The sequence below is a fragment of the Corynebacterium sp. CCM 9203 genome, from assembly GCF_041357675.1.
In the GTDB taxonomy this organism is placed as follows: Bacteria; Actinomycetota; Actinomycetes; order Mycobacteriales; family Mycobacteriaceae; genus Corynebacterium.
Genome location: NZ_JAUERY010000002.1, coordinates 513471 through 534719, shown reverse-complemented (window position 1 = coordinate 534719; position 21249 = coordinate 513471). Strand labels below are relative to the sequence as shown.

Here is a 21249-nt window from a genome sequence, read left to right as displayed (position 1 = left end):
GAGATGTGTCTGAATATACTGAAACTATGGCCACAGGCACAGTTGTTGCACTGACAGATTCCCGCCACAGTGTCATCTATGGGATTGGCATGTCGGACAACCGTGATAGCTTGGGAGCATGAGCAGGACGCATGCCGGAGATCCGGGGACAGACTCGGTGGAGGAGCGGCCCGTGGGGCGGTCGGTGTCACGAGCCCGGGCGCAGGTGCCTAACCGGAAGGATGCCACCAGCGAGGCGATCAAACAGTTCATTCTGGATAATCAGCTACGCCCGGGGGATCCCCTCCCCGGGGAGACCAGTCTGGCTGAGGCACTGGACGTCTCTCGATCCTCCGTCCGGGAGGCACTGCGCCGACTTGAGGCACTCGATATTGTCATCGTCCGCCGGGGGGCAGGTTCATTCGTGGGCGCATTGTCTATGTCTCCGCTGGTGGAGGCCCTCATCTTCAAAGCGACGTTGTCCGCGGGCGGCGATCTGGCCACACTGCGTGAGGTGGTCCGGGTTCGCAGGTTCCTGGATCTGGGTATGGCGGAGACGCTCTGCGGGAAACTGCGCGGAACGAATCAACCTGGGTTGACCGCACTGGTTCATTCGATGGTGGACAGCGCCGAACGGGGGGAAACTTTCTCGGATGCGGATCTCGCGTTCCATGACGGGCTGCTCGCCCTTGCCGGGAACGAGGTTGTCCGGCAACTGGTCAGTTCCTTCTGGCAGATTCATCAGGCGGTGGTGCCCACCCTGGGATTGGCCGTACACGAGGGACTCGTCCAGACCGCGCACGCCCACGGTGACATGCTCGAGGCGGCGATGGCGGGCGATGTCCGCGCCTATGAGCGGGCGGCTCGGGATCACTATCGGCCGCTGGAGATGATCCTCGACAACCGGTAACCGCACCTCGCGGTTTGGGGTGGTCAGCCCCCGTCGATGCCTGTCTTTTCCCGCTCCATCCGACGGATCAGATTCCGGACGTGATCTGCGGCCCCCTTGCCCTCGTAAGCCTCGACCACGTCATCGACGCGACCCGCCTGCCGGATCTGGCCGTGATCGACCCACAGGGCCGTGTCACACAACTGGGCGAGAAAGTCGTTGGAATGCGACGCGAACACGAGGATGCCCGAACGGGACACCAGTTCCTCCAGCCTCGCGCGTGCCTTCGCCATGAATGCCGCATCGACTGCTCCGATACCCTCGTCGAGAAGCAGGATCTCCGGTTCGATCGATGTGACCACTCCGAGCGCGAGGCGGATCCGCATACCTGTGGAGTAGGTGCGCAGTGGCATCGCCAGGTACTCGCCGAGTTCAGAGAAATCCGCGATCTCATCCATCTTCTCCTTCATCTGCTTCCGTGTCTGACCGAGGAAGAGACCGCGGATGATGATGTTCTCGTAGCCGGAGATCTCCGGGTCCATCCCCACCCCGAGATCAAACACGGGTGCGACCCGGCCATGGATGTGCGCGCTGCCACGGGTCGGTTCGTAGATGCCGGACAGTAGTCGCAGCAGTGTGGATTTGCCCGCTCCGTTGTGTCCGACCAGGCCGACGCGGTCTCCCTCCCGCAGGTGCAGATTGATGTCCTTCAGAGCCTCGACGACAACGACATTGTCGGAGTTCCGTCCGATGGCCCCGCCCGCGGCGCCGAGGAACGCTTTTTTCATGGAGCGGGATTTGGCGTCGAAGATTGGGAAATCGACGCAGGCGTTGTAGGTGTCTATGGAAACCATGTGGTGTTTTCTCCTTACACCCAGTAGCTGACGCGGAATCGCCACTGCTTCATGGCGAGTAACGCCAGGCCCAGGCCGAGGACGGTGCAGCCGATGACGATCCACCAATGGTATGCGGGCAGATCGGCACCGATGAGCGGTGCCCGCAGCACCTCCATGTAGTGGTAGAACGGGTTGAGTTGAGCGAGTTTCGCCCGCTCCGAGATCTCCCCACCCTGACCTTTGAGGGTCTCTGTGGTCCACACGATGGGCGTGATGTAGAACAATAGCTGTACCAGTGCTTCGAGGAGCGGGGAGACATCGCGGTAGCGGGTGGCGATGATGCCGAAGAACATAGACACCCATACGCCGTTGAGTACGAGAAGAAACAGCGCCGGGATGGCGAGGAACCCCTGCATCCCGAGTGGGCGGGGGAAGACCATGATCAGCACGAGCCAGATCACCATGTTGTGCGCGAGGAAAAGCAGTTGCCGCCACACCAGCCGGTAGACGTGCACCGACAGTGCGCTGGGGAGTTGCTTGATCAACCCCTCGTTCTCGATGAAGATGTCCGAGCCGTCCTTGATCGCGCCCGAGATGAAGTTCCACATAATCAAGCCCACGGTCACATGCGGCAGGAACTCGGACACCGGGATCCGGAACAGGACGGAATAGAGTAGTCCGAGGGCCACAGCCATCACGCCGGTGGCGATGGTGATCCACAGCGGGCCGAGAACGGAGCGTCGGTAACGCTGCTTGATGTCCTGCCAGCCGAGTTGAAGCCACAGCTCATGCTGGAAGAATCCACGCACGAGATCAGACCACGCCGCGGCGAACGTGGTCGACCGAGAACGATGTTCGCCGGGGTCTTCCGTGCGGACCAGCCGCGCTATGTCCCCTGACAGGTCTTTGGTTGAATGGCTATCTGACACACTGAACACCCTAGCGGCCCCGGATGCGCTGTGCGCGGTGGGCGGGCATACTGGCGGATGATCACCCGGATGGAAGAGGAGGCGGACATGGCGCTTGATGTTGCCCGAGTGCGCGGACTCTATGTGTCATTGAGTGACGGGTGGACGTATCTCAACGCACACGAACTCCCGCAGATCCCGGAACGGGTCGCATCGGGTGTCGCCACAGCCTTTCGTACCTCCGCCTCAGCCGCGCAGAGCCAGGTTGCCACCGGTACCCATGGTCTGACCGCCCCGGGGGGCGAGCTCATCGGTGGAGCACACGCCACTGCCGCCCGTCGTGCCCTCGCCGATCTCGTCGGCGCGTCCGCAGACCGGGTGGTGCTGGGGCCGAATCGGGATGTACTCTTGCGTTCCCTCGCTGACGCGGTCCGCCCGCGGCTACGTCGAGGCGGATCAGTCATTCTGAGCAGGTTCGCGGATCCGTCGCTGAACGGGCCGTTCACCGCGTTGGGGGCGGGTGAGGGGGTCACGCTGCGATGGGCGGAGCCGGATCTGGGTACCGGGGAATGGCCGGCCTGGCAGTACCGGGAGCTCGTCGACGGCTCGACCAGACTCGTCGTTGTCAACGCGGCGCACCGGCTCCTGGGTACCGTGGCTCCGGTCCGGGAGATCGCGGAGACCGTACACTCCCGATCACGCGCCTGGGTTTTGGTTGATGCGTCGGCGATTGCGCCATATCGTGGCATTGATATGGACGAGTGGGGTGCAGATATCGTCCTCGTGGATTGTGCGGCATTCGGTGGACCCCAGATATCGGCGCTGGTGTTCCGGGACACGACGATGTTCCCGCGTCTCGACGCCATCTGGGACGGTGCGCCGGAAAACAGTGCGGCGAAACTTGAGCTTGGCCCCCTACCCACAGGTCTCCTCGGAGGTGTTGCCCCGGCGGTGGATCACCTCGCCGATCTCAAGGAGAACGCCCGTGGCAGTCGACGGAACCGACTCATCGCGTCGACGGGTGAGTTGGAGGACTACATGCACTTCCTCTCCCTTCACCTCATCGACTCCCTCCAGTGGCTCGGTCGTCTTCACCTGCTCGGGATCACAGGGGAGACCGCAGGCGACGTGTACCGGCAGGATCGGGTCCCGAGGGTCAGCCTCGTGGTTCCCGGCGTCGCCGCAGAGGTCGTGCAGCAGCGGCTCCTGGCCAACCGGCTCATCACCACGGTCAGCCCGTCGGACCCACTTCTGGAACAGATGGGTGCGTGGGAGGCCGGTGGATCAGTGACCGTGGCCCTCGGCCCGTTCAACACCACGGCCGACATTGACCAACTGACCCGCGCCGTCGCCTCCTTCGGCTGAGGCTACTCGACGGTGAGGATCAGCTTGCCCGTGACCTCGCCGGAATCCAGTAGTCGGTGTGCTTCTGCGGCCTGACTGATCGGGAGCGTGCGATGGATGGTGACCTGTATGCGACCGTCGTCAAGCATCGGCCATACGTGTTCGATGACCTCCGCCACGATCCGCGCCTTGTCCTCCAGATCACGGCCACGCAGACCAGTCGCCGAGATCGAGCCACGCTTGGACAGTAGGCGGCCGATGTTCAGCTCACCCTTCACGCCACCCTGCATACCGATGACCACGATATGCCCGCCCATCGCCAACGCCCGGAGATTCGGGTCGAGATACTTGGCGCCCATGATGTCCAAGATCACGTCGGCGCGATTTTTCAGCACCTCTGCGAAATCCTCCTCCCGGTAGTTCACCAGGATGTCTGCGCCCAGCTCACGACACGTCGCAAGTTTCTCTGCGGACCCGGCCGTGACAGCGACAGTGCAGCCCAGTTGCTTCGCCAACTGGATGCCGAACGTGCCGATCCCGCCTGCGCCACCGTGCAGGAGCACCGTCTGCCCCTCGTGGAGTCCTGCGACCATGACCAGGTTTGACCACAGGGTGCAGGCAACCTCGACGACGGAGGCCGCCTCCGCGAAAGAGTACCCCTCCGGGATCGGCAGGAGCTGACCGGCCGGAACCGCGACATACTCCGCGTATGCGCCACCTGCCAGCAGACATGCCACCCGTTCCCCCTTCTCCCGGCCGGAGTCACCCGGGTCCGCGATCACTCCCGCACACTCGAGACCGATGATCTCGGACACCCCGGGCGGCGGCGGATAGTGACCCGCAGCCTGTAATAGATCGGCACGGTTGACACCCACGGCCTTCACCTCGACCAACACCTCACCGGGCCTGATGGTGGGGGTGGGGACCTCACTCCATGTGAGTGATGTTTTGTCGTCGGGATTCGCCAGTGTGATTGCCTTCATATGGACCAGCGTAGGGGAGATGGCCTATGTCGCGCTGAGGCTTTCAAGTTCACATTGGCCACCACCCCTACTGGACGTCCGGAAAGCAGGAAGGACGGTACGTCGAAGATGGATCTTTGAGGGCAGGCATCGGTAGCATCGGGGCACGGGGCGCCGTAAAAATGGCACTGCTCCGCGCTATCAGATGGGAGATTTTCGCCGTGTACGAGGGATTCGACACCATCAGGGTTCCGGTCCCCGGAGCTGCCATCCATGCCCGAACCGGGGGTACCGGCCCAGCGGTTCTGTTGCTGCACGGATATCCACAGACGCACGCGATGTGGCACCGGATGGCCCCGTACCTCGCGGAGGATCATTTCGTCGTCATCCCGGACCTTCGCGGATATGGCCAATCCGCAGCCCATGATGGAGACTTCAGCTTCCGTACGATGGCCGCCGACTTCATCGCACTCATGGCACACCTCGGACGAGATCGGTTCCACGTCGTGGCCCACGACCGAGGTGCCCGCGCCGCCTACCGCATGGCTCTCGACCATCCGGATGCGGTGCTCTCCGTCGCCCTCCTGGATATCCTCCCTACCTACCTGGTCTGGGATATCATGGACGCCACCCTGGCCAAACGCTATTTCCACTGGGTGTTCCTCTCGCAGCCCGCACCACTACCCCAGTGTCTGATTGGCGGGAACCCCCTGGCATTTCTCCGGGCGCAGCTCGCCGGAATGGGCGGCACGTCCCATTCCTTTGATCCGGAAGCCCTGCAGGACTACGAGAACGCTGCCCTCCGCCCCGAGGTCATCGCGGCATGGTGCGGTGATTATGCCGCCGGAGCGACGATCGATGTCGAACACGACCGCGCAGACCTCGACAAAATCTCCGATATCCCGGCGCTCGTACTCTGGGGAGACCAGGGGGTGGTGGGGCGGCAGGTGAATCCGCTCGATGCGTGGCGGGCGTGGTTCCCCCGCGTCCGAGGTGGGGCCGTCAACGCCGGGCACTTCGTTGTCGAGGAAAACCTGGAGGAAGTCCTGCGCGCCGTGACCGACCATCTCCGGCAGGCAACGGGGAGCGCGGGTTGCTAGACACGTCGCGTCCGTGTTTGGTGGAACACCCGAGGGTGTCACACCGCCTCGATGTGCATAACCGATACCAGATTGATTATCATCGGAAGACACCGTTGTTTTTGACTCGGTCCCGTCGGCTCTGTCGATGGAACCGACCACTGCGATGGTTCTGGAAGTATGGCAGAGCGGCCGAATGCACTCGCCTTGAAAGCGAGCGTCCCTTGAAACGGACCGGGGGTTCAAATCCCTCTACTTCCGCCAGAGAAACCCCCTGTGCAGCAGGGGGTTTTCTGGATCTTCGGGGATCACGTACGGATGTCGTTTAGTGGTGGAGCGCTATTCTGCACGGTTTGAGCCTGGTGCATTGAAACCGTGCAGAATAGGGGGTGGCTATTCTGCACGGTTTGGGCCGGGTGTGGTGAAACCGTGCAGATTAGGGGGATGAAGACGGCGATGGACCGGTCGGTCAATGTCCCGGGGTATCTGTGGCGACGATGGCCCGGTAGCGGCTGCTTCGCCCAGCCTTGATGAACGTGGCCTCCCCGGAGGATACGAGACCGTCGAGAATGCGTCTCGCTTTGGTTCTGCCGATGTCGCACAGCGACATGAGCTGACCGGTCGTTATCTCCTCGAACTGATGGAGCCACTGACGGGCGGTTTCGGTGAGTGGCCCTTCCGTAGTGGGGTTGAGGTATCCGACGAAATCGTCTGCACTGCATGCGTCGCCTTCTTCGAGAGCCACGCTTCGGGCGCCTTTCCCCAGTACCCAGGCGCTCGGTTGGATCGATTCAATGAGCGGATGGCCGGCAATGGTGGTCTGCCGAGCCGCGGAGATGGCGATTTCTGCGGCTTGTGAGGAATTTTGGAGAATGCTCGCGATTTCGCCGGTGGTGATAAAGGCGTGGGTTAGTAGCCGGTAGAGAATTGCGATGATACGTAGGTCTGAGGCACGCTCCTGCGGGCGCAGATGATCGACGAGGGAGATCATCGGGTACAGGGGTTCCCCACCCTGCAGAATGCACTCGACGAAGGGCCCGGCGACCTCGGTGATGAGGGGCGGCCGGTGGCCGAGAGCCATCATCGACAGGTACATTCGGTCAACCCCCAGCCCCTGCTTTTCAACGAGGGAAATCGCCCGGAACAAGTCGGCGAGGGCGGGATAACGGGCGTTTCTATTGCTCAGGATGTTGTCGGTGCTGATCGCGTCGGGAAAGGCGCCGGGGCTCCGTACGATATGGGTGCTGTCGAGGGTCATCCACCTGATGTCGGTTGGTTCCCGTCGTTCGAGGTCGCGGTGGATGAGTCCGTTGAGCATCGCTTCGCGCGCCGCTTCCTGCGGGACAGCCAGGATTCGACGGTGTGACAGCCCCGCTTTCTGCGTGAAGGTGGTGTTGTGGGCGTCTACCCGTTGTTCAATGGCGGCGATCTGTTCGAGGAGGCTGTGCCTCGGGTTCGCGTCGTACTGGTCAAGGACGTGACCGCCCTCCACGTCGATGGCGGCGAAGGAAAGCCACGTTCTGCCGGTGTCGGTGAAGAGTATTTCTGCTGCCACTGTCAGGTATCCGTCGGCGCTGAGCGCACCGATTTTTCGGAGGTATTCCTCCGGGGTGGAGGAGTGATCGCGGGACCAACTCTGTGCGAGTTCCAGCGCATGAGGTCGAACAGCATCCAGATTCTTGTCGCTTCGGGCAGCGAGGGGATCGAGCCCCCGGGCTCGATCGCGGTGGGCCCACCACTCGGCGCGGTCAACTTTCGTGCAGGAATCACCGACGCGCCAGCGTAAATTGTTTCCCGTGTCGGGAACGGGTTCGCGTGCCTCGGCGACATAGATCACCAGGAGTCGAAAGCCGGCAACGTGCCGGACATCGATGCGGGGGGCCACGTCGACTGCATGGTGAATTTTCTGTCGAAGCCATTCGCTGTCCAGCTCGGTACCGATGAGCCGACCGCTGCGGTCCTCGACACCGACGATGAGCACCCCGCCCCCGGGAGAGTTGGCCATGCACGCTACTTCGTCGGCGAGCTTCTGCGCTGCTTCAGGATTGGTCGGTTGCCCTGGTTCGAGCTCGCGACCGCGTCGGCGCCCGGCTTCTTCTTTGAAATCGAGGGCCTCGGACTCGTCTGTCTTGAGCAGGCGCCCGTCCCGCTCGGCGGACAACACTGACTCCACCAGATTCTCAAGCTCTGACCTGCGGGTGGGCTTGAAGTTCTCCATGGGGACCCTTGCCTTGATGCGACCTACGGTGGTTGGGGGCTACGCCGCCGCCTCCACCGTATCAACAGATTAGGGGGGTGGCTATTCTGCACGGTTTGGGTCCGGCGCGTTGAAACCGTGCAGATTAGGGGGGGCGCTATTCTGCACGGTTTGGGCCATGTGTGGTGAAACCGTGCAGATTAGGGGCTCCGCTAGATGAGTTGCCGCCAGGCGTCGAGGAATGTCCGGGTCTCGTCGTCTGTGGTGACGGTGACCCGGATTCCTTCGTCGAATGCCCTGACCAGCACGCCGTGACCGGCGAGTTCGGTGGCGATGTGGCGGGCGTCTCCGGTGGGGATCCAGACGAAGTTGGCCTGGGATTCCACCGCACCGGGGATCTCGGCGGTGACGATGTTCCGTTGGGTGACCGCTTCGTCGGTGCGGCTCAGCAGTTCATCGGCTGCCGCCAGGGATGCGAGTGCCCCGGCCTGGCCGACGGCATTGACGCTGAACGGGAGTGCGACGCGGTTGACGGCGTCGATGACCAGGGGGTTGCCGAAGGCGTAGCCGACGCGGACCCCGGCGAGGCCGTAGGCCTTGGAGAAGGTGCGCATGCCGATGAGATTCGGGTAGTGGTGGATCAGTTCGGTGGATACCGGGTTGTTCTCGTCACGGACGTATTCGATGTACGCCTCGTCGAGGACGACGACGATGTCGTTCGGGACGCGGTCCATGAAGGCGGTGAACTCGGCGTCAGAGATAGTGGTGCCGGTGGGGTTGTTCGGGTTGCAGACGAAGATGAGCCGGGTGTGCTCGGTGATGGCGGCGGCCATCGCGTCGAGGTCGTGCCGGTGGTTGTCGTCGAGGAGGATCATGACGGGTTTCGCGCCGACGACCTTGCAGAAGATTGGGTATGCCTCGAAGCTACGCCAGGCGAAGATGACTTCGTCGTCGGCTCGGCAGGTGGCTTGGATGAGCTGCTGGCAGAGTGCGGAGGATCCGCAGCCGACGGCGATCTGTTCGGGGGTGAGTCCCAGGGTGTCGGCGAGTTCCGCTTTCAGCGTGACGACGCCCATGTCCGGGTAGCGGTTCACGGCACGTGCCGCGTCGATCATCGCCTCCACGGCGCTGGGGAGCGGTGGGTGTGCGGCCTCGTTGCTGGAGAGTTTGAGGGCGTCGGGCATTGCCTTTCCCGGAACGTAGGCGGGAATGGCGGAAACATCATCGCGGATCATGTGTTCAAGACTACAACCCGGTGAATGTGGCTGTATGGCCTGTGGTTTTGCTGTGGTGGGTGTGCGCGGGGTAATATCATCGCTGGTTTCACATCGTCTGCATTCGTGCAGTGTTTGTGGGGTCGATGGAGGCGTGCCAGAGCGGCCGAATGGGACTCACTGCTAATGAGTTGTCTTCCTAACAGAGGACCGGAGGTTCAAATCCTCTCGCCTCCGCCACCCGTAAGGGTTAATTGAATAAGCGCCCGTAGCTCAACGGATAGAGCATCTGACTACGGATCAGAAGGTTGGGGGTTCGAATCCCTCCGGGCGCACTCTGTGTTGAGACAGAAATGGCGACGGCCCCGACTGGGAAACTGGTTCGGGGCCGTTCCTTTTGTGTACACGAAGGCATTCATTCACCTGCGTGTTTGTAGAGCCATCCGGTGCGGGTGTAATGTAGTTCCTCGTTGCCAGGGCCATCTCGGTCATGATGACATGCGCCCGTAGCTCAACGGATAGAGCATCTGACTACGGATCAGAAGGTTGGGGGTTCGAATCCCTCCGGGCGCACCGTTCGGAAGAACCCGGTACCATGACCACGCGGTACCGGGTTCTTCTTTTTCTGTGTCAGTAGACCTCGATACGTGCGCCGAGCATCTCTGCGTGAGCGAGCTGGTTGACCCATCCGTGGGTACCGGGTTGGAAGCGGATCACTGGGCGGGGTGAGGCGAGGAGGCTGCCGTCGCTGGTGTGCATTCCGGATCGGGCTTCGTAGCGGATTCGGGAGCGGTATCCGGTATCGACGAGTTCTTCGATGCTGGGGCGTTCCCCGGTGAGGTTGGCACGGGCATCGTTGAGTAGTGCGAGAGTCTCGTCGAGTGCTTCGAGGAGTGCCTCATTGTTGGTTTCGCACATCGCGCGGACGAGGGAGGGGGCGCTGCCCGCGACACGGGTACCGTCGCGAAAACTGCCTGCAGCGAGAGAAAGTGCGAGCGCACCACCGTTGTCTCCGACGATGGCGAGGGATTCGGCGAGCAGGTGTGGGAGGTGTGAGATGCGTGCTACTGCGGCATCGTGGTTGCCGACCTGAGCTGGGATGACCTCGGCGCCGACGCGGGTCGCCATGTGCACCACGTCGATCCAGAGGGACACCCAGTCGGATGGCGGGGGTGTGTCGTCGAGAGCGCGATCGAAGGTGACCACCCAGGCGGCTCCCCTGAACAATTCGTGCTGGCTGGCTGTCCAGCCACTGTCCGCGGTTCCGGCCATGGGGTGACCGCCGACGTAGCGGTCAGTCATGTCGCGCTCACGGACGAGTTCCAACACCTTCGCTTTCACGCTGACCACATCGGTGAAACCGCAGTCGGGGGCGTGTGTGTCGATGGTATCCAGGAGGGAGGGAATCGCGGGCATTGGAGTCGCCAACACGATGAGTGCGTTGCTTTCCTGTGCCCGGGTGAGCGTATCGACGAGTGAATCGGAGACGTCGTAGCCCTCGCCTGCGGCGGTGCGGGCTGCGGAGGGGGAGCGGTTGTAGCCGAATACGGGATGCCCGGATGCGGCGAGATCGCGGAGCAGCGATCCGCCGATCAACCCGAGGCCGAGGATGCAGACGGGGCGGGAAATTACGGTGGTGGTCATCTGACAATTCTCCCATACCGCGACTACGGTTACCGGTATGGATTCCAATGGCTTTGACGGTTTCGACGGTGATGCCGCCGAACATGACGATGATCTCTGTTTCGCCGTGACCGTCTCGCGTGCAGGCGGTGAGTGGGATGTCCGTGAGATCGATGATTGCTTCGATTCGATCGATGATGCCGTTGCCGCGGTCGGGCGTTTGAGGAGCGAGAGCGCCTCATTCGCGATGCTCTGTGTGGATGATGAGTACTTCCTGATTCTCCGTCCCACTCCTGGGGGTGTCCGCATTTTGTTGTCTGATGCGACCATGGCGATCGGTGATGAACTCGCGGCCGGGGCGTTGGATGAGATCGGGGCGGATATTCCGGAACTGGATTCTGATGAGCTGGACAAGGTTGATCCGTGGGCTGAGGGTGACATCGCGATCCTCGCTGACCTGGGTGTCAGCGAACAGGTGATGACGGTCATCTGTGATGACTCGGAGTTGTGGGCTTCCGAGCAGTTGCTGCGGATCGCCGCTGAGCTCGGCTTCGAGTCTGAGCTGGCGGATGCCGTCGATCTCGACATTGACTGACGGGGATTTCAGTCGTGTCGGTGCTGCCTGAACCGGAGGGGTTGGTCCGGGCGGAGGCGCTCATGCGCAGGGCCATCCGGATTGCCCGCACGACACCGGAGGATGACGTTCCGGTTGGGGCGTTCATTATCGATGCGGCAGGCAGAGAGCTTGCGGCGGCGACGAACCGGCGCGAGGTGGACGGTGACCCCACGGCCCACGCGGAGATACTGGCGATCCGGAGTGCCGCCCGCGTTCACGGTGATGGTTGGCGTCTCACGGGCTGCACACTCGTCGTGACCCTGGAACCGTGCACGATGTGCGCTGGAGCGTTGATGGATGCCCGGGTGGATGCCGTCATTTTCGGTGCCTTCGAACCCAGGACCGGTGCCTGTGGCAGTGTCCGCGATGTTCTCCGGCCATCTGGTGCTGTGCGGTGGCCTGCTGTGCGTGGGGGCGTGCTGGGTGTGGAGTGTGCTGAACTCATGACCGGTTTCTTTGATCGATTCCGTGGGCATGCGGGGGTGCAAGTGACGGGAAGGGGTGGTGGGAACTGTCCGTGATGGTGGAGATTACCCAGCTCAATCTATTTAATGTGTGGAGCCTGTGTGGTCGCTGAGGTGCTGTTCGGTCGCTGCTTCGGAATGACTGTGGCAGATAACGGTACGGATAAAGTTGATGTCCGGGCGTGCCTGTTCCAAAGAAGGCACCTAAGATGGGGCCATCCTATTCACCCATCAACAAAGGAGTTTTCATCATGGGTTTTGAAAGCAAGGCCAACGATCTCGGCGGCAAGATCAAGGAAGGTGTCGGTGAGGCCACCGATAACGAGAACCTGGCCAACGAGGGTCGTGCCGACCAGGTGAAGTCCGACATCAAGGAAGGCGTTGAGAAGGCCGAAGAGGTCGTCCGTGACGCAGCCGATAAGGTCAAGGACATCTTCAAGAAAGATTAGTCCTCAAACCGCACGGTGTCGTGGGAATTTGTTCCTTGACGCCCTGTGCGGTTAGGCTGGTCGGCGGTGGCGTGTCCGAGCGGCCGAAGGTGCTCGCCTCGAAAGCGAGTGTTGGGTAATCCCCAACCGGGGGTTCAAATCCCCCCGCCACCGCCAGTCGAAAAGACCCCCGGGAAACCGGGGGTCTTTTCCGTGTGGGATCGCGGGCCGTGCGGCTGAGGGCGGAATCGTATTACAGTGACACCGGTACCGCGCCGTTGACGGTGCGATGGAGTACCGGACCCCATGTCCGGACTACTCTGATGGATCCCGCCGCGACAGAGGAGAGCACCTGTGGCCAAGCTGCTGTACAAACTCGGACGCTGGTCCTACCGGCGGAAATGGGTTGTCCTCGTCGCCTGGGTGATTATTGTCGCGGGTATCGGCGGTAGTGCAGGCGCACTCCAGCGCGGTTTCAATGACATCTTCAACATTCCCGGTACTGCCTCCGAGGCGGCCGCTGATTCCCTGGTCCGGAACTTTCCGGACCAACGTAACCCCTTGGCATCCACCGGTGTGACCATCGTCTTCGCCGCGCCGGAAGGCGAACGGCTCGATGAGTCCCGCTACACCGAGGCCATCGACCGGGTCATTGCGGACATTGACGAACACGTACCCGGGGTGATCGACCGGGAGCGGTTCGGTAATCCCGTGACGCTCAACCCGAAGCTCCAGAAGATGGTCATTGACCAGTCGGTTGGCGCGGGCCTCCCGAAGGAAACCGCTGAAGCGGACGCGAACAACCTGGCACTGGTCAGTGAGGATGGGCGGATCGGATACACCAGCTTCAGCCTCGACGTCCCCCTGCCCGCCGACGTCACCGATGAACAGCGAGCCACGATCCGGCAGGCCATGGCCGTTGGCCGGGAAGCCGGACTGCAGGTTGAAGCCGGAGGCCCGGCATTCGGTGACCCTCTGGTCATCAAATCGACGAGCGAGATCATCGGCCTCGGTGTCGCCTTCCTCGTCCTGCTGTTCACTTTCGGCTCCTTCATCGCTGCGGGCCTGCCACTGATCACCGCCGTCGCCGGTATCTCGGTCGGATCCTCCGCGATCCTCATCGCCACCCACTTCGCCCCGCTGAACAACGTCACCCCGGTCCTCGCCGTGATGCTCGGCCTCGCGGTGGGGGTGGACTACACCCTGTTCATCCTCTCCCGCTACCGCGCCGAGCGGAACCACGGACATGGGCGGGACTCCGCCGAACACGCTGCGGGCATGGCCGTTGGGACAGCCGGGTCCGCCGTCGTGTTCGCCGGCCTCACCGTCATCATCGCGCTCGTCGCACTGACGATGGTCCGCATCCCCTTCCTCTCCTGGATGGGCGTGTCCGCAGCGTTCACCGTCGCCGTCGCCGTCGCCGTCGCCCTCACCCTCCTCCCGGCGCTCCTCGGACTGTTCGGCCGCTTCGCATTCGCGGGCCGGGTTCCCGGCCTGGGGCGCCGCCGCGGAAAAACTCCCGACGCAGCGGAAGGAGCGGGCGTCGAGAAGCGCACCATGGGCCGAGCCTGGGCCACGTTTGTACACCGGGTACCTGCCCTCGTGCTCACCGTCGTGGTCCTAGGACTGTCCGCCCTGTCCTATCCCGTCCTCGACCTCCAGATGGCGCTACCCTCCGACAGCACCTTCAGCAAGAACTCCACCCACCGCAAATCGGCTGATCTCCTGGCAGAAGGCTTCGGGGAGGGCATCAACTCACCGTTCCTCATGATCATTGACGCCCACGACGTCAATCCCGACGCCCAGATCCTCCGCCCCCTCGTTGACGCTCAACGGGAGGGTAACCCCGAGGAATTCAACCCCGAGAGCGCGGCAGCGATGGCCTCCTACGCCTATGTCGCGCAGCGCTACAGCACGAACCCGGACATCAAGCACGTCCAGATCATCGCCCTGTCCGATGACGGGCGCGCCGCCCAGCTCCTGATCACCCCACGCAGTGGCCCAGCGGACCCGATCACCTCGAAACTCCTCGGCTCACTGCGCGCCAGCGATCTCGAGATCGAGGACGCCACCGGTGTCGACATCGGCGTCACCGGGCTCACCCCGATCCAGCGTGATGTGACGAAGAAACTCGCCGAGGCGATGCCCATCTACCTCGCCGTCGTCGTTGGACTCGCCATCGTGCTCCTGCTCGTGGTATTCCGCTCCATCATGGTGCCCGTCATCGCGGGCCTCGGGTTCCTGCTCTCGGTCGGTGCCGCATTCGGCGTCACCGTCCTGTTCTGGCAGCAGGGACTGTGGGGCATCGTTGACACACCCGCCCCGATCATCTCCTTCATGCCGATCTTCCTCATCGGGGTCACCTTCGGCCTAGCGATGGACTACCAGATGTTCCTGGTCACGCGCATGCGCGAACACTGGATCGCCACCGGAGGGAAACGCACCGAAGGCTCCCGCTACAACGCCGTCGAGGAATCCATCATCGAGGGCTTCAGCATGGGGGCCCGCGTGGTCACCTCCGCCGCGCTCATCATGATCGCGGTGTTCGCCGCGTTCATCGACCAACCCCTGCCGTTCATCAAGATCTTCGGCTTTGCCCTCGGTGCAGGTGTCCTCTTCGACGCCTTCTTCATCCGCATGGGCCTCGTTCCCGCCGCGATGTTCCTCCTGGGCCGCGCGACCTGGTGGATGCCACGCTGGCTGGACCGCATCCTCCCCACCCTCGACATCGAGGGTGCCGTGCTGGAGGAACAGTTCAACGAGCCTGGAAAAACCACTGAGGACCGGACGCCGGCGGCCGTGGGTGCAGGCGGCTGACCGTCATCGGCTCGCACCGGCACTACAGTGTCTGACATGACTGATACCTCCTTCACCCTCGGTACCCGCCTGGAATCCAGCCCGCACGGGCGTACCGGGGTGATCCACACTCCGCACGGCGACATCGCCACTCCGGCGTTCATTCCGGTGGCGACTAAGGCGACGGTGAAGACCCTGACTCCGGAGCAGATCCGGGAAACCGGCGCGCAGGCGATTCTCTCCAACGCCTACCACCTCTACCTGCAGCCCGGCCCTGACATCGTTGATACTGCCGGTGGCGTCTCCGCGTTCGAGAACTGGCACGGCCCCACCTACACCGATTCCGGAGGGTTCCAGGTGATGAGCCTTGGCGTCGGTTTCAAGAAGGTCCTGGCGATGGACACCACCAATCTCACCGCCGCCGACGTGAAGGCCCGGAACAAGGACCGTTTCGCGCATGTCGATGAGGATGGTGTTGATTTCCGCAGTGTGATCGACGGGTCGAGGCACCGCTTCACCCCGGAGGTTTCCATGCAGATCCAGCACCAGCTCGGGGCGGACATCATGTTCGCCTTTGACGAGTTGACCACGCTGATGGACACCCGCGAGTACCAGGACGCATCCGTGGAGCGGACCCACCGGTGGGCGCGCCGTTGCCTGGAGGAGCACAACCGGTTGACCGAGGAGCGCGTCGGCAAGCCGTTGCAGTCCCTGTGGGGGGTGGTGCAGGGTGCCCAGTACGAGGATCTGCGTAGGCAGGCGACGCGCGGTCTGGTGTCCCTCTCGGAGGAGTTCCGCGCGGAGGGGAAACGCGGTTTCGGCGGCTACGGCATCGGTGGCGCCCTGGAGAAGGAACGGCTGGGCACCATCGTCGGCTGGGTGTGTGATGAACTGCCCGTCGAGGTGCCCCGGCATCTGTTGGGTATCTCCGAGCCGGATGACTTGTTCACCGCGATTGAATCCGGTGCCGACACCTTTGATTGTGTCGCGCCGACGCGGCTTGGGCGACGCGGTGGCGTGTACACCCTCGATGGGCGCATGACACTGACCGGAGCGCGCTTCAAGCGGGATTTCACGGGTATCGACGAGGAACTCGGCGGCTACGTCAGTGAGAACTACTCCCGCGCCTACCTCCACCACCTGCTCAAGGCGAAGGAGTTCCTGGCGGGCACATTGTGCACGATGCACAATCTCTATTTCATGATCCGCCTCGTCGACGGCATCCGGGCCGCGATCGACAACGGTGACTATGAGGCGTTCCGGGACGAGTTCATGGGCCGCTACTACGCGTCGAAGCGGTAGGCGGATCGAATCCCCGGGCGGTACTGGTGTCGGCTGGCCCCGGCCGGGCTGGGGCCGTCGTCGGTGACAGTCCCGCGGGAGGCGGGGTCAGTAGTTCTCGCGTTTCTTCACCCAGGCGATCGCGGCGTAGGTTAGCGGCATCATGATGACCTCGATGCCTGTTTTCCAGAGGAATCCGACGAGCGTGTAGTTGATGGTGTCGCCGATGGTGGTGATTCCGATGACGGGGGCGGCGATGAGACAGAACAGCAGGGTGTCACCGAACTCGCCGACGATGGTGGATCCGATGAGACGGGCCCAGAGGGTTTTCTCGCCGGTGCGTTTCTTGATGGCGACGAGCACGTAAGAGTTGAGTAGTTGCCCGGCCAGGTAGCCGACGAGCGAGGCGATGACGATGCGGGGGACCACGCCGAGGACGCTGGCGAATGAGTCCTGGCCGTCGTAGAAGTCGGCGGCTGGGAGCGCGATGGCAATGGTGAAGGCGGCGACGGCGAGGAGCATCACGGCGAAGCCGGTCCAGATGGCGCGCCGGGTGGCGCGGAAACCGTAGCATTCGGCGAGGACGTCACCGATGATGTAGGCGAGGGGGAAGAGGAAGAAGGCGCCGTCGGTGATGATGGGGCCGAGTGTCACGCCTTTGGTGGCGGTGATGTTCGAGATCACGAACACGGAGACGAACAGGGCGAGCAGCACGGGGTAGTAGGAGCGCTGGACGGGGATGAAGCGGGCGTTTGCGGACGCTGCGGACGTGTCGGCAGCGCCCTGCCCAGGCAGGGAGTTCATGGCTTTTGTCATGGCGAACATCGTGCCACACGGGGGCGCGTGGCTGCTTATCGACGCCCGACTCTTTGGCACCGTTAGCATGGGCCCATGTCCGTTTCTTCGCCCGGCGCCGGTCGTTACGCGCCCTCACCCAGTGGTGACCTGCACTTCGGCAATCTGCGGACAGCGGTGCTCGCCTGGCTGTTTGCTCGGCGGTCGGGGCGGCGTTTTCTGCTGCGGGTGGAGGACATCGATACGCAGCGGTCCTCGGCGGAGTCCGCGGGGCGGCAGATCGAGGATCTGACTCTGCTGGGGCTCGACTTTGATGGTGAGGTGTGGGTGCAGCAGGACCGGTATCCGGCGTACGCGGCTGCGGTGGACGAACTGCGTGCCCGTGGGCTGGTTTATGAATGCTATTGCTCGCGCCGGGAGATTCGGGAGGCATCCGGTGCACCGCATGTGCTCCCGGGCTGTTATCCGGGGACGTGCCGTGATCTGGATGATGCGACGCGGGAGCGACGGCGGGCGGCACTCGCCGCCGATAATCGGGTTCCGGCGCTCCGGCTGCGTTCCGGGGTGGGGGAGTGGACAGTCCATGACCTCTACGCCGGGGAGTACACCGGGGAGGTCGATGATCTGGTGCTGCGCCGTGGTGGGCAGTGCCCGGACTGGGCGTACAACCTTGCGGTGACGGTCGATGATGCGGCGCAGGGGGTGGATCAGGTTGTGCGGGGGCGGGATCTGTTGTCGTCGGCGCCCCGCCAGGCGTACCTGGCACACCTGCTCGGTTATTCGGAGGTGGGGTACGTGCACGTGCCGTTGGTGCTCGGGCCGGGGGGAAAGCGTCTGGCGAAGCGAGATGGGGCGGTGACGTTGCGGCAGATGCTCGAACATGAGTCGATCGAGTGGATTCGGGGACGGATAGCGGATTCCGTGGGGGTTCCCGGGGTATCGGACATGGCTGAGCTGCTGGAGAGTTTCGATCCGGCGCTGCTCCCCGATGATGATGTGGTGTGGGCTACTTCCGGCTGAGTGGCACGGGTGTATGTGTGGCGAGGTGCCCCTGATGTGAGCAAAAAGAGAGACACCACAGAGGTGTCTCTCTTTTAATGCCCGAGGAAACGTCGCCAGATTCGGTACACGATGGCGCGGGGTGTTTCCGTCTTCTGCTCGGTGGGGGCCGGATTCGCGATGACGACCGGCAGGCTGGCCGTTGCGGTGTCATCTGCCGGTTCTGCTTCCTGGCGTGTGGAGGACGACGCTTCAGGAAGTGTCTTGGGGGCCGGGGAGTTTTGGGTCTCGGGTGTGAGCCTCCCGCGGATCCCGAGGGTACTTCAAGCGATCTCGGCGACCCGCCGTTTGACGGAGGTGCGCAGGAGCGCGAGGTTGGAGGATTCCCGGTCGACGGCTACGTAGATGAAGGACTGGTCGTCGAGCATGCGGATCAGGTGTAGCTGATCGTCGAGAGTGAGCAGCATGTCCTCGAGACCACTTTTGAGCCCCAGGGCCTTGATTGTCTTGTACTTGGCCTTGACCATTTCGCTGTTGTAGGCGGAGGCGACATCGAGGTCGAAGTTTGCCATCTTGGAGGCGCTCGCGAGGGACATGCCTGTATCGAGGTCGACGATGGAAGCGCCGATGAAACCATCCAGATCACTGGAGATGTTGGCGATGAGGTTGTTCAGGTCTTCCTGACGGGACATGGTGATCCTTTCGAAAGGGGGTGGATGCTCTGAGCGTAGCGTATTGTGCTACTAATTCTCGTGAGTATCGGTGTGGTGCCCTAGGTGAACACCGAAACACCTGGAGAAGCATGACTGAGGCTGTAGAGTACCGTCTTTTCAGGAGCCCCCGTGAATCATTCCCATATGAGATCCGAGGAATCGGAACCCGCGTTGCCGATCGATGCGATCATTGGTTCTCCCTCGGATTCGGAAGTTGTTTTTGTCGGTCCGCCTGGTGTCGGGAAAACGACCGCTGTCACGACGTTGTCGACTGCTGCGCCTGTGACCACTGAAGTCCTGATGGTCGATGATGCTGCAGAATTCGGGGACACCGCCAAACAAACCACCACGGTAGGTATCGACTACGGGATCTGGGAGCGAGGTGACGGAACCCTCGTCGGGTTGTTCGGGACCGCCGGGCAGGACCGCTTCAGTCACAGTCGGGCCGCATTGAATAATCCCGATGCGGGGGTTGTGGTTTGGTTGTTTGGTGACCGGGGAAACCTAGACGATGAACTTGAATACTGGATTGCCGCCGCGGGAGGACCGGATGTGGCGGCCCGGATGATGGTTGCTTTAAATTTCACGGTGCCCGGTGCTCTGGAACGGGCTCGGGCCTCACTCAATGGGTTGGGCTATGACTCGATTCAGGTTGTCGAAGCCGATCCCCGGAATATGGACGACATGGTCCGGCTCGTGACGGCGGCCATCCGACTGACGGGGGGATACTGATGAGTGCACGTGGTCATGCTGGTGGCGCGCAGCACCGCCGAATCCGGGGGCGGGAACTCGGTGCGAATGAGATCGCGCGGGCGGCCTTGCCCTATCTCTCCACGATTCGGGAGGAGGTCACCGGAATACGAGCGGTCGTGCTCGGCACCGGTGACGGTATCCATGTGTGTTCCCTCGGCATGAGTGGACCGGAGGATGCGGCGCGACTGTCGGCACTGAACTCCTCGATGTTCGGTGTCACTGGAGCTCAGGTGGAGCTGATGGGGCATCCCGGTGCCGTTGGGGGTGAAACCGTGGTCGCGGTGACGATGCCCGGGGAGATCCTCATCGTGGTGAGTATCGTCTACGAACCGGTGGGAAATCTACTGCTCTGTGTGTCCGCGGAGGACACGCAGCTCGGGATGGCTATCCACCAGGCCAGGCGCGCGGCTGATGAGCTCGCGGCCTGGTTGTCGGAGGACTGATCCGGACGGCGGCACTTCCAGGCGGATCAGAGCATCTTTCGTGTACGTTCCAGCCCCTCGGTGGTGTTTCGGTGGAGGGCTCTCATGAGGCGGAATCCGACGGCGTGATCGGCTCTGAAGTTGGCGAAGCGCAGCCAGATGCTGCCCTCGTGTGCGTCGACTGTGCGGAAGTACTCATCGGTGTACTCCTGTGTGCGGGTCGTTGATTTGCTGAGGAACAGCAGAGTCATGACGGGTGCGTAAATGAGACGCCACAGTGAGATGTGCCCGCACTTCGCATGGCCGAGTTCGTGGGCCATGCTGAAACGGAGGCCACCGAAGTTCCCGTGACTGTACGCGAGATCGAAGATGTCGGAGTGCAGCACAATGTAGGTACGCATTCTGTACTTGCTGGTGAAGGCGTTTATTGTGCCGTTTGAGGTTGTGCAGGTAGAGCTTCGGTGGTTTGTGGACACTCGGTTGGTTGAAGTCCATCCATGTGCCGAGTTCGGTGTAGAGCTCAGAGAGCTGTTTCTCCGTCAACTGGATGCTGTTGGCTGGGGTTTTCCAGTACATCACGCGGATGAACACGACGGCGACGACGGGCGTGATCAGGCCCAGGAGAATGCCCGCATCGCCCAGTTTTGAGTTCGTGACGGTGTCGAGCAGGACCGGCGCAACCAGCGGTTTTCCGCTGGGGAATCGTGGTGAGGAACGCAAAAAACCGTGGCCCGGAAAAATTTCCGGGCCACGGTTTTTGTGGCGGAGGATAGGGGATTTGAACCCCTGAGGGATTGCTCCCAACACGCGTTCCAGGCGTGCGACATAGGCCGCTAGTCGAATCCTCCAGAAAAGCCACGGCAGGTTTCCCCGTCATGTCTGCGGTGTACTATACCTAAACCTGCTCTCTGGGCCAAACCGGCTATCGGCTTGGGGCTTTGGTGCATTGTG

General features: G+C 62.5%; 21 protein-coding genes and 6 tRNA genes. 17 read left to right on the top strand and 10 right to left on the bottom strand.

Annotated features, from left to right (window positions below; translation table 11 throughout):
- Window positions 1-118 precede the first annotated feature (118 nt).
- Window positions 119-889 (top strand): FadR/GntR family transcriptional regulator, encoded by a 771-nt coding sequence (locus tag QWU44_RS05815; RefSeq protein ID WP_370914734.1) that lies wholly within the window; start codon window positions 119-121, stop codon window positions 887-889.
- A gap of 23 nt (window positions 890-912) precedes the next feature.
- Here the strand turns inward: QWU44_RS05815 and QWU44_RS05810 are convergent, their stop codons facing one another.
- Entirely contained in the window at window positions 913-1722 is an 810-nt protein-coding gene (locus tag QWU44_RS05810; protein ID WP_370914733.1) for an ABC transporter ATP-binding protein, read from the bottom strand.
- Between the two features lie 14 nt (window positions 1723-1736).
- Window positions 1737-2606 (bottom strand): ABC transporter permease, encoded by an 870-nt coding sequence (locus QWU44_RS05805; protein WP_370914917.1) that lies wholly within the window; start codon window positions 2604-2606, stop codon window positions 1737-1739.
- A 114-nt stretch (window positions 2607-2720) separates the two neighbouring features.
- On the opposite strand from QWU44_RS05805, the gene QWU44_RS05800 reads away from it, so the two are divergent.
- Window positions 2721-3977 carry an aminotransferase class V-fold PLP-dependent enzyme gene (locus tag QWU44_RS05800; RefSeq protein WP_370914732.1) on the top strand — a complete coding sequence of 419 codons (1257 nt, stop codon included), beginning with the start codon at window positions 2721-2723 and terminating at the stop codon, window positions 3975-3977.
- Between the two features lie 2 nt (window positions 3978-3979).
- Here QWU44_RS05800 and QWU44_RS05795 read toward each other — a convergent pair whose 3' ends face one another.
- Complete coding sequence (locus QWU44_RS05795) at window positions 3980-4939, bottom strand: NAD(P)H-quinone oxidoreductase (RefSeq protein WP_370914731.1); 960 nt, start codon at window positions 4937-4939, stop codon at window positions 3980-3982.
- Between the two features lie 161 nt (window positions 4940-5100).
- On the opposite strand from QWU44_RS05795, the gene QWU44_RS05790 reads away from it, so the two are divergent.
- Window positions 5101-6018, top strand: coding sequence for an alpha/beta fold hydrolase (locus QWU44_RS05790; protein ID WP_370914730.1), 918 nt, complete (start codon window positions 5101-5103; stop codon window positions 6016-6018).
- A 153-nt stretch (window positions 6019-6171) separates the two neighbouring features.
- Window positions 6172-6261: transfer RNA gene (locus QWU44_RS05785), tRNA-Ser, on the top strand.
- Window positions 6262-6466: 205 nt separating this feature from the next.
- Here QWU44_RS05785 and QWU44_RS05780 read toward each other — a convergent pair.
- On the bottom strand, window positions 6467-8215 hold the full coding sequence (locus tag QWU44_RS05780) for a DUF5635 domain-containing protein (protein ID WP_370914729.1): 1749 nt from the start codon (window positions 8213-8215) through the stop codon (window positions 6467-6469).
- Between the two features lie 191 nt (window positions 8216-8406).
- Window positions 8407-9429: a histidinol-phosphate transaminase gene (hisC, locus tag QWU44_RS05775; RefSeq protein ID WP_370914728.1), complete on the bottom strand. Its 1023-nt coding sequence runs from the start codon at window positions 9427-9429 to the stop codon at window positions 8407-8409.
- A gap of 127 nt (window positions 9430-9556) precedes the next feature.
- On the opposite strand from hisC, the gene QWU44_RS05770 reads away from it, so the two are divergent.
- The 3 genes from QWU44_RS05770 (at window position 9557) to QWU44_RS05760 (ending at window position 9981) form a co-directional block, all read left to right on the top strand.
- Window positions 9557-9648 (top strand) — tRNA-Ser (locus QWU44_RS05770).
- 22 nt (window positions 9649-9670) lie between these two features.
- Window positions 9671-9743: transfer RNA gene (locus tag QWU44_RS05765), tRNA-Arg, on the top strand.
- A gap of 165 nt (window positions 9744-9908) precedes the next feature.
- Window positions 9909-9981, top strand: a tRNA-Arg gene (locus tag QWU44_RS05760).
- A 57-nt stretch (window positions 9982-10038) separates the two neighbouring features.
- On the opposite strand, the gene QWU44_RS05755 is transcribed toward QWU44_RS05760, so the two are convergent.
- Window positions 10039-11052, bottom strand: a complete 1014-nt coding sequence (locus QWU44_RS05755) for a prephenate dehydrogenase (protein WP_370914727.1) — start codon at window positions 11050-11052, stop codon at window positions 10039-10041.
- A gap of 37 nt (window positions 11053-11089) precedes the next feature.
- On the opposite strand from QWU44_RS05755, the gene QWU44_RS05750 reads away from it, so the two are divergent.
- From QWU44_RS05750 to tgt, 6 genes are all read left to right on the top strand, one after another.
- Window positions 11090-11626 (top strand): tRNA adenosine deaminase-associated protein, encoded by a 537-nt coding sequence (locus tag QWU44_RS05750; protein ID WP_370914726.1) that lies wholly within the window; start codon window positions 11090-11092, stop codon window positions 11624-11626.
- Between the two features lie 14 nt (window positions 11627-11640).
- Window positions 11641-12168 (top strand): nucleoside deaminase, encoded by a 528-nt coding sequence (locus tag QWU44_RS05745; RefSeq protein ID WP_370914725.1) that lies wholly within the window; start codon window positions 11641-11643, stop codon window positions 12166-12168.
- Window positions 12169-12362: 194 nt separating this feature from the next.
- Window positions 12363-12560 (top strand): CsbD family protein, encoded by a 198-nt coding sequence (locus QWU44_RS05740; protein WP_370914724.1) that lies wholly within the window; start codon window positions 12363-12365, stop codon window positions 12558-12560.
- 65 nt (window positions 12561-12625) lie between these two features.
- Window positions 12626-12716, top strand: a tRNA-Ser gene (locus tag QWU44_RS05735).
- Window positions 12717-12893: 177 nt separating this feature from the next.
- Window positions 12894-15356, top strand: coding sequence for an MMPL family transporter (locus tag QWU44_RS05730; RefSeq protein ID WP_370914723.1), 2463 nt, complete (start codon window positions 12894-12896; stop codon window positions 15354-15356).
- Between the two features lie 36 nt (window positions 15357-15392).
- Window positions 15393-16637, top strand: coding sequence for a tRNA guanosine(34) transglycosylase Tgt (gene tgt / locus QWU44_RS05725; protein WP_370914722.1), 1245 nt, complete (start codon window positions 15393-15395; stop codon window positions 16635-16637).
- A gap of 87 nt (window positions 16638-16724) precedes the next feature.
- On the opposite strand, the gene QWU44_RS05720 is transcribed toward tgt, so the two are convergent.
- On the bottom strand, window positions 16725-17432 hold the full coding sequence (locus QWU44_RS05720; protein ID WP_370914721.1) for a queuosine precursor transporter: 708 nt from the start codon (window positions 17430-17432) through the stop codon (window positions 16725-16727).
- Window positions 17433-17507: 75 nt separating this feature from the next.
- On the opposite strand from QWU44_RS05720, the gene gluQRS reads away from it, so the two are divergent.
- On the top strand, window positions 17508-18431 hold the full coding sequence (gluQRS, locus tag QWU44_RS05715) for a tRNA glutamyl-Q(34) synthetase GluQRS (protein WP_370914720.1): 924 nt from the start codon (window positions 17508-17510) through the stop codon (window positions 18429-18431).
- Between the two features lie 302 nt (window positions 18432-18733).
- Here the strand turns inward: gluQRS and QWU44_RS05710 are convergent, their stop codons facing one another.
- Window positions 18734-19102, bottom strand: a complete 369-nt coding sequence (locus QWU44_RS05710) for a hypothetical protein (protein WP_370914719.1) — start codon at window positions 19100-19102, stop codon at window positions 18734-18736.
- 150 nt (window positions 19103-19252) lie between these two features.
- Between QWU44_RS05710 and QWU44_RS05705 the strand changes: the two genes are divergently transcribed.
- Both QWU44_RS05705 and QWU44_RS05700 read left to right on the top strand, forming a co-directional pair.
- The gene (locus QWU44_RS05705; RefSeq protein ID WP_370914718.1) at window positions 19253-19855 is read left to right on the top strand and encodes a hypothetical protein; all 603 of its coding nucleotides are present in this window, start codon (window positions 19253-19255) and stop codon (window positions 19853-19855) included.
- Window positions 19855-20319 carry a hypothetical protein gene (locus tag QWU44_RS05700; protein WP_370914717.1) on the top strand — a complete coding sequence of 155 codons (465 nt, stop codon included), beginning with the start codon at window positions 19855-19857 and terminating at the stop codon, window positions 20317-20319. The genes QWU44_RS05705 and QWU44_RS05700 overlap by 1 nt, the downstream gene beginning before the upstream one ends.
- A 26-nt stretch (window positions 20320-20345) precedes the next feature.
- Here the strand turns inward: QWU44_RS05700 and QWU44_RS05695 are convergent, their stop codons facing one another.
- Window positions 20346-20699 (bottom strand): hypothetical protein, encoded by a 354-nt coding sequence (locus QWU44_RS05695; protein WP_370914716.1) that lies wholly within the window; start codon window positions 20697-20699, stop codon window positions 20346-20348.
- 7 nt (window positions 20700-20706) lie between these two features.
- Between QWU44_RS05695 and QWU44_RS05690 the strand changes: the two genes are divergently transcribed.
- Window positions 20707-20946: a hypothetical protein gene (locus QWU44_RS05690; protein WP_370914715.1), complete on the top strand. Its 240-nt coding sequence runs from the start codon at window positions 20707-20709 to the stop codon at window positions 20944-20946.
- Between the two features lie 112 nt (window positions 20947-21058).
- Here the strand turns inward: QWU44_RS05690 and QWU44_RS05685 are convergent.
- Window positions 21059-21146, bottom strand: a tRNA-Ser gene (locus QWU44_RS05685).
- Window positions 21147-21249: the final 103 nt, after the last annotated feature.

Excerpts from the sequence above, each read along its gene's own strand:
- QWU44_RS05815 (WP_370914734.1), top strand. The coding sequence starts at position 119 with ATGAGCAGGACGCATGCCGGAGATCCGGGGACAGACTCGGTGGAGGAG.
- QWU44_RS05810 (WP_370914733.1), bottom strand. The coding sequence starts at position 1,722 with ATGGTTTCCATAGACACCTACAACGCCTGCGTCGATTTCCCAATCTTC.
- QWU44_RS05800 (WP_370914732.1), top strand. The coding sequence starts at position 2,721 with ATGGCGCTTGATGTTGCCCGAGTGCGCGGACTCTATGTGTCATTGAGT.
- QWU44_RS05795 (WP_370914731.1), bottom strand. The coding sequence starts at position 4,939 with ATGAAGGCAATCACACTGGCGAATCCCGACGACAAAACATCACTCACA.
- QWU44_RS05790 (WP_370914730.1), top strand. The coding sequence starts at position 5,101 with ATGGCACTGCTCCGCGCTATCAGATGGGAGATTTTCGCCGTGTACGAG.
- QWU44_RS05780 (WP_370914729.1), bottom strand. The coding sequence starts at position 8,215 with ATGGAGAACTTCAAGCCCACCCGCAGGTCAGAGCTTGAGAATCTGGTG.
- hisC (WP_370914728.1), bottom strand. The coding sequence starts at position 9,429 with ATGATCCGCGATGATGTTTCCGCCATTCCCGCCTACGTTCCGGGAAAG.
- QWU44_RS05755 (WP_370914727.1), bottom strand. The coding sequence starts at position 11,052 with ATGACCACCACCGTAATTTCCCGCCCCGTCTGCATCCTCGGCCTCGGG.
- QWU44_RS05750 (WP_370914726.1), top strand. The coding sequence starts at position 11,090 with ATGGATTCCAATGGCTTTGACGGTTTCGACGGTGATGCCGCCGAACAT.
- QWU44_RS05740 (WP_370914724.1), top strand. The coding sequence starts at position 12,363 with ATGGGTTTTGAAAGCAAGGCCAACGATCTCGGCGGCAAGATCAAGGAA.
- tgt (WP_370914722.1), top strand. The coding sequence starts at position 15,393 with ATGACTGATACCTCCTTCACCCTCGGTACCCGCCTGGAATCCAGCCCG.
- QWU44_RS05720 (WP_370914721.1), bottom strand. The coding sequence starts at position 17,432 with ATGACAAAAGCCATGAACTCCCTGCCTGGGCAGGGCGCTGCCGACACG.
- gluQRS (WP_370914720.1), top strand. The coding sequence starts at position 17,508 with ATGTCCGTTTCTTCGCCCGGCGCCGGTCGTTACGCGCCCTCACCCAGT.
- QWU44_RS05710 (WP_370914719.1), bottom strand. The coding sequence starts at position 19,102 with ATGTCCCGTCAGGAAGACCTGAACAACCTCATCGCCAACATCTCCAGT.
- QWU44_RS05700 (WP_370914717.1), top strand. The coding sequence starts at position 19,855 with ATGAGTGCACGTGGTCATGCTGGTGGCGCGCAGCACCGCCGAATCCGG.
- QWU44_RS05695 (WP_370914716.1), bottom strand. The coding sequence starts at position 20,699 with ATGCGTACCTACATTGTGCTGCACTCCGACATCTTCGATCTCGCGTAC.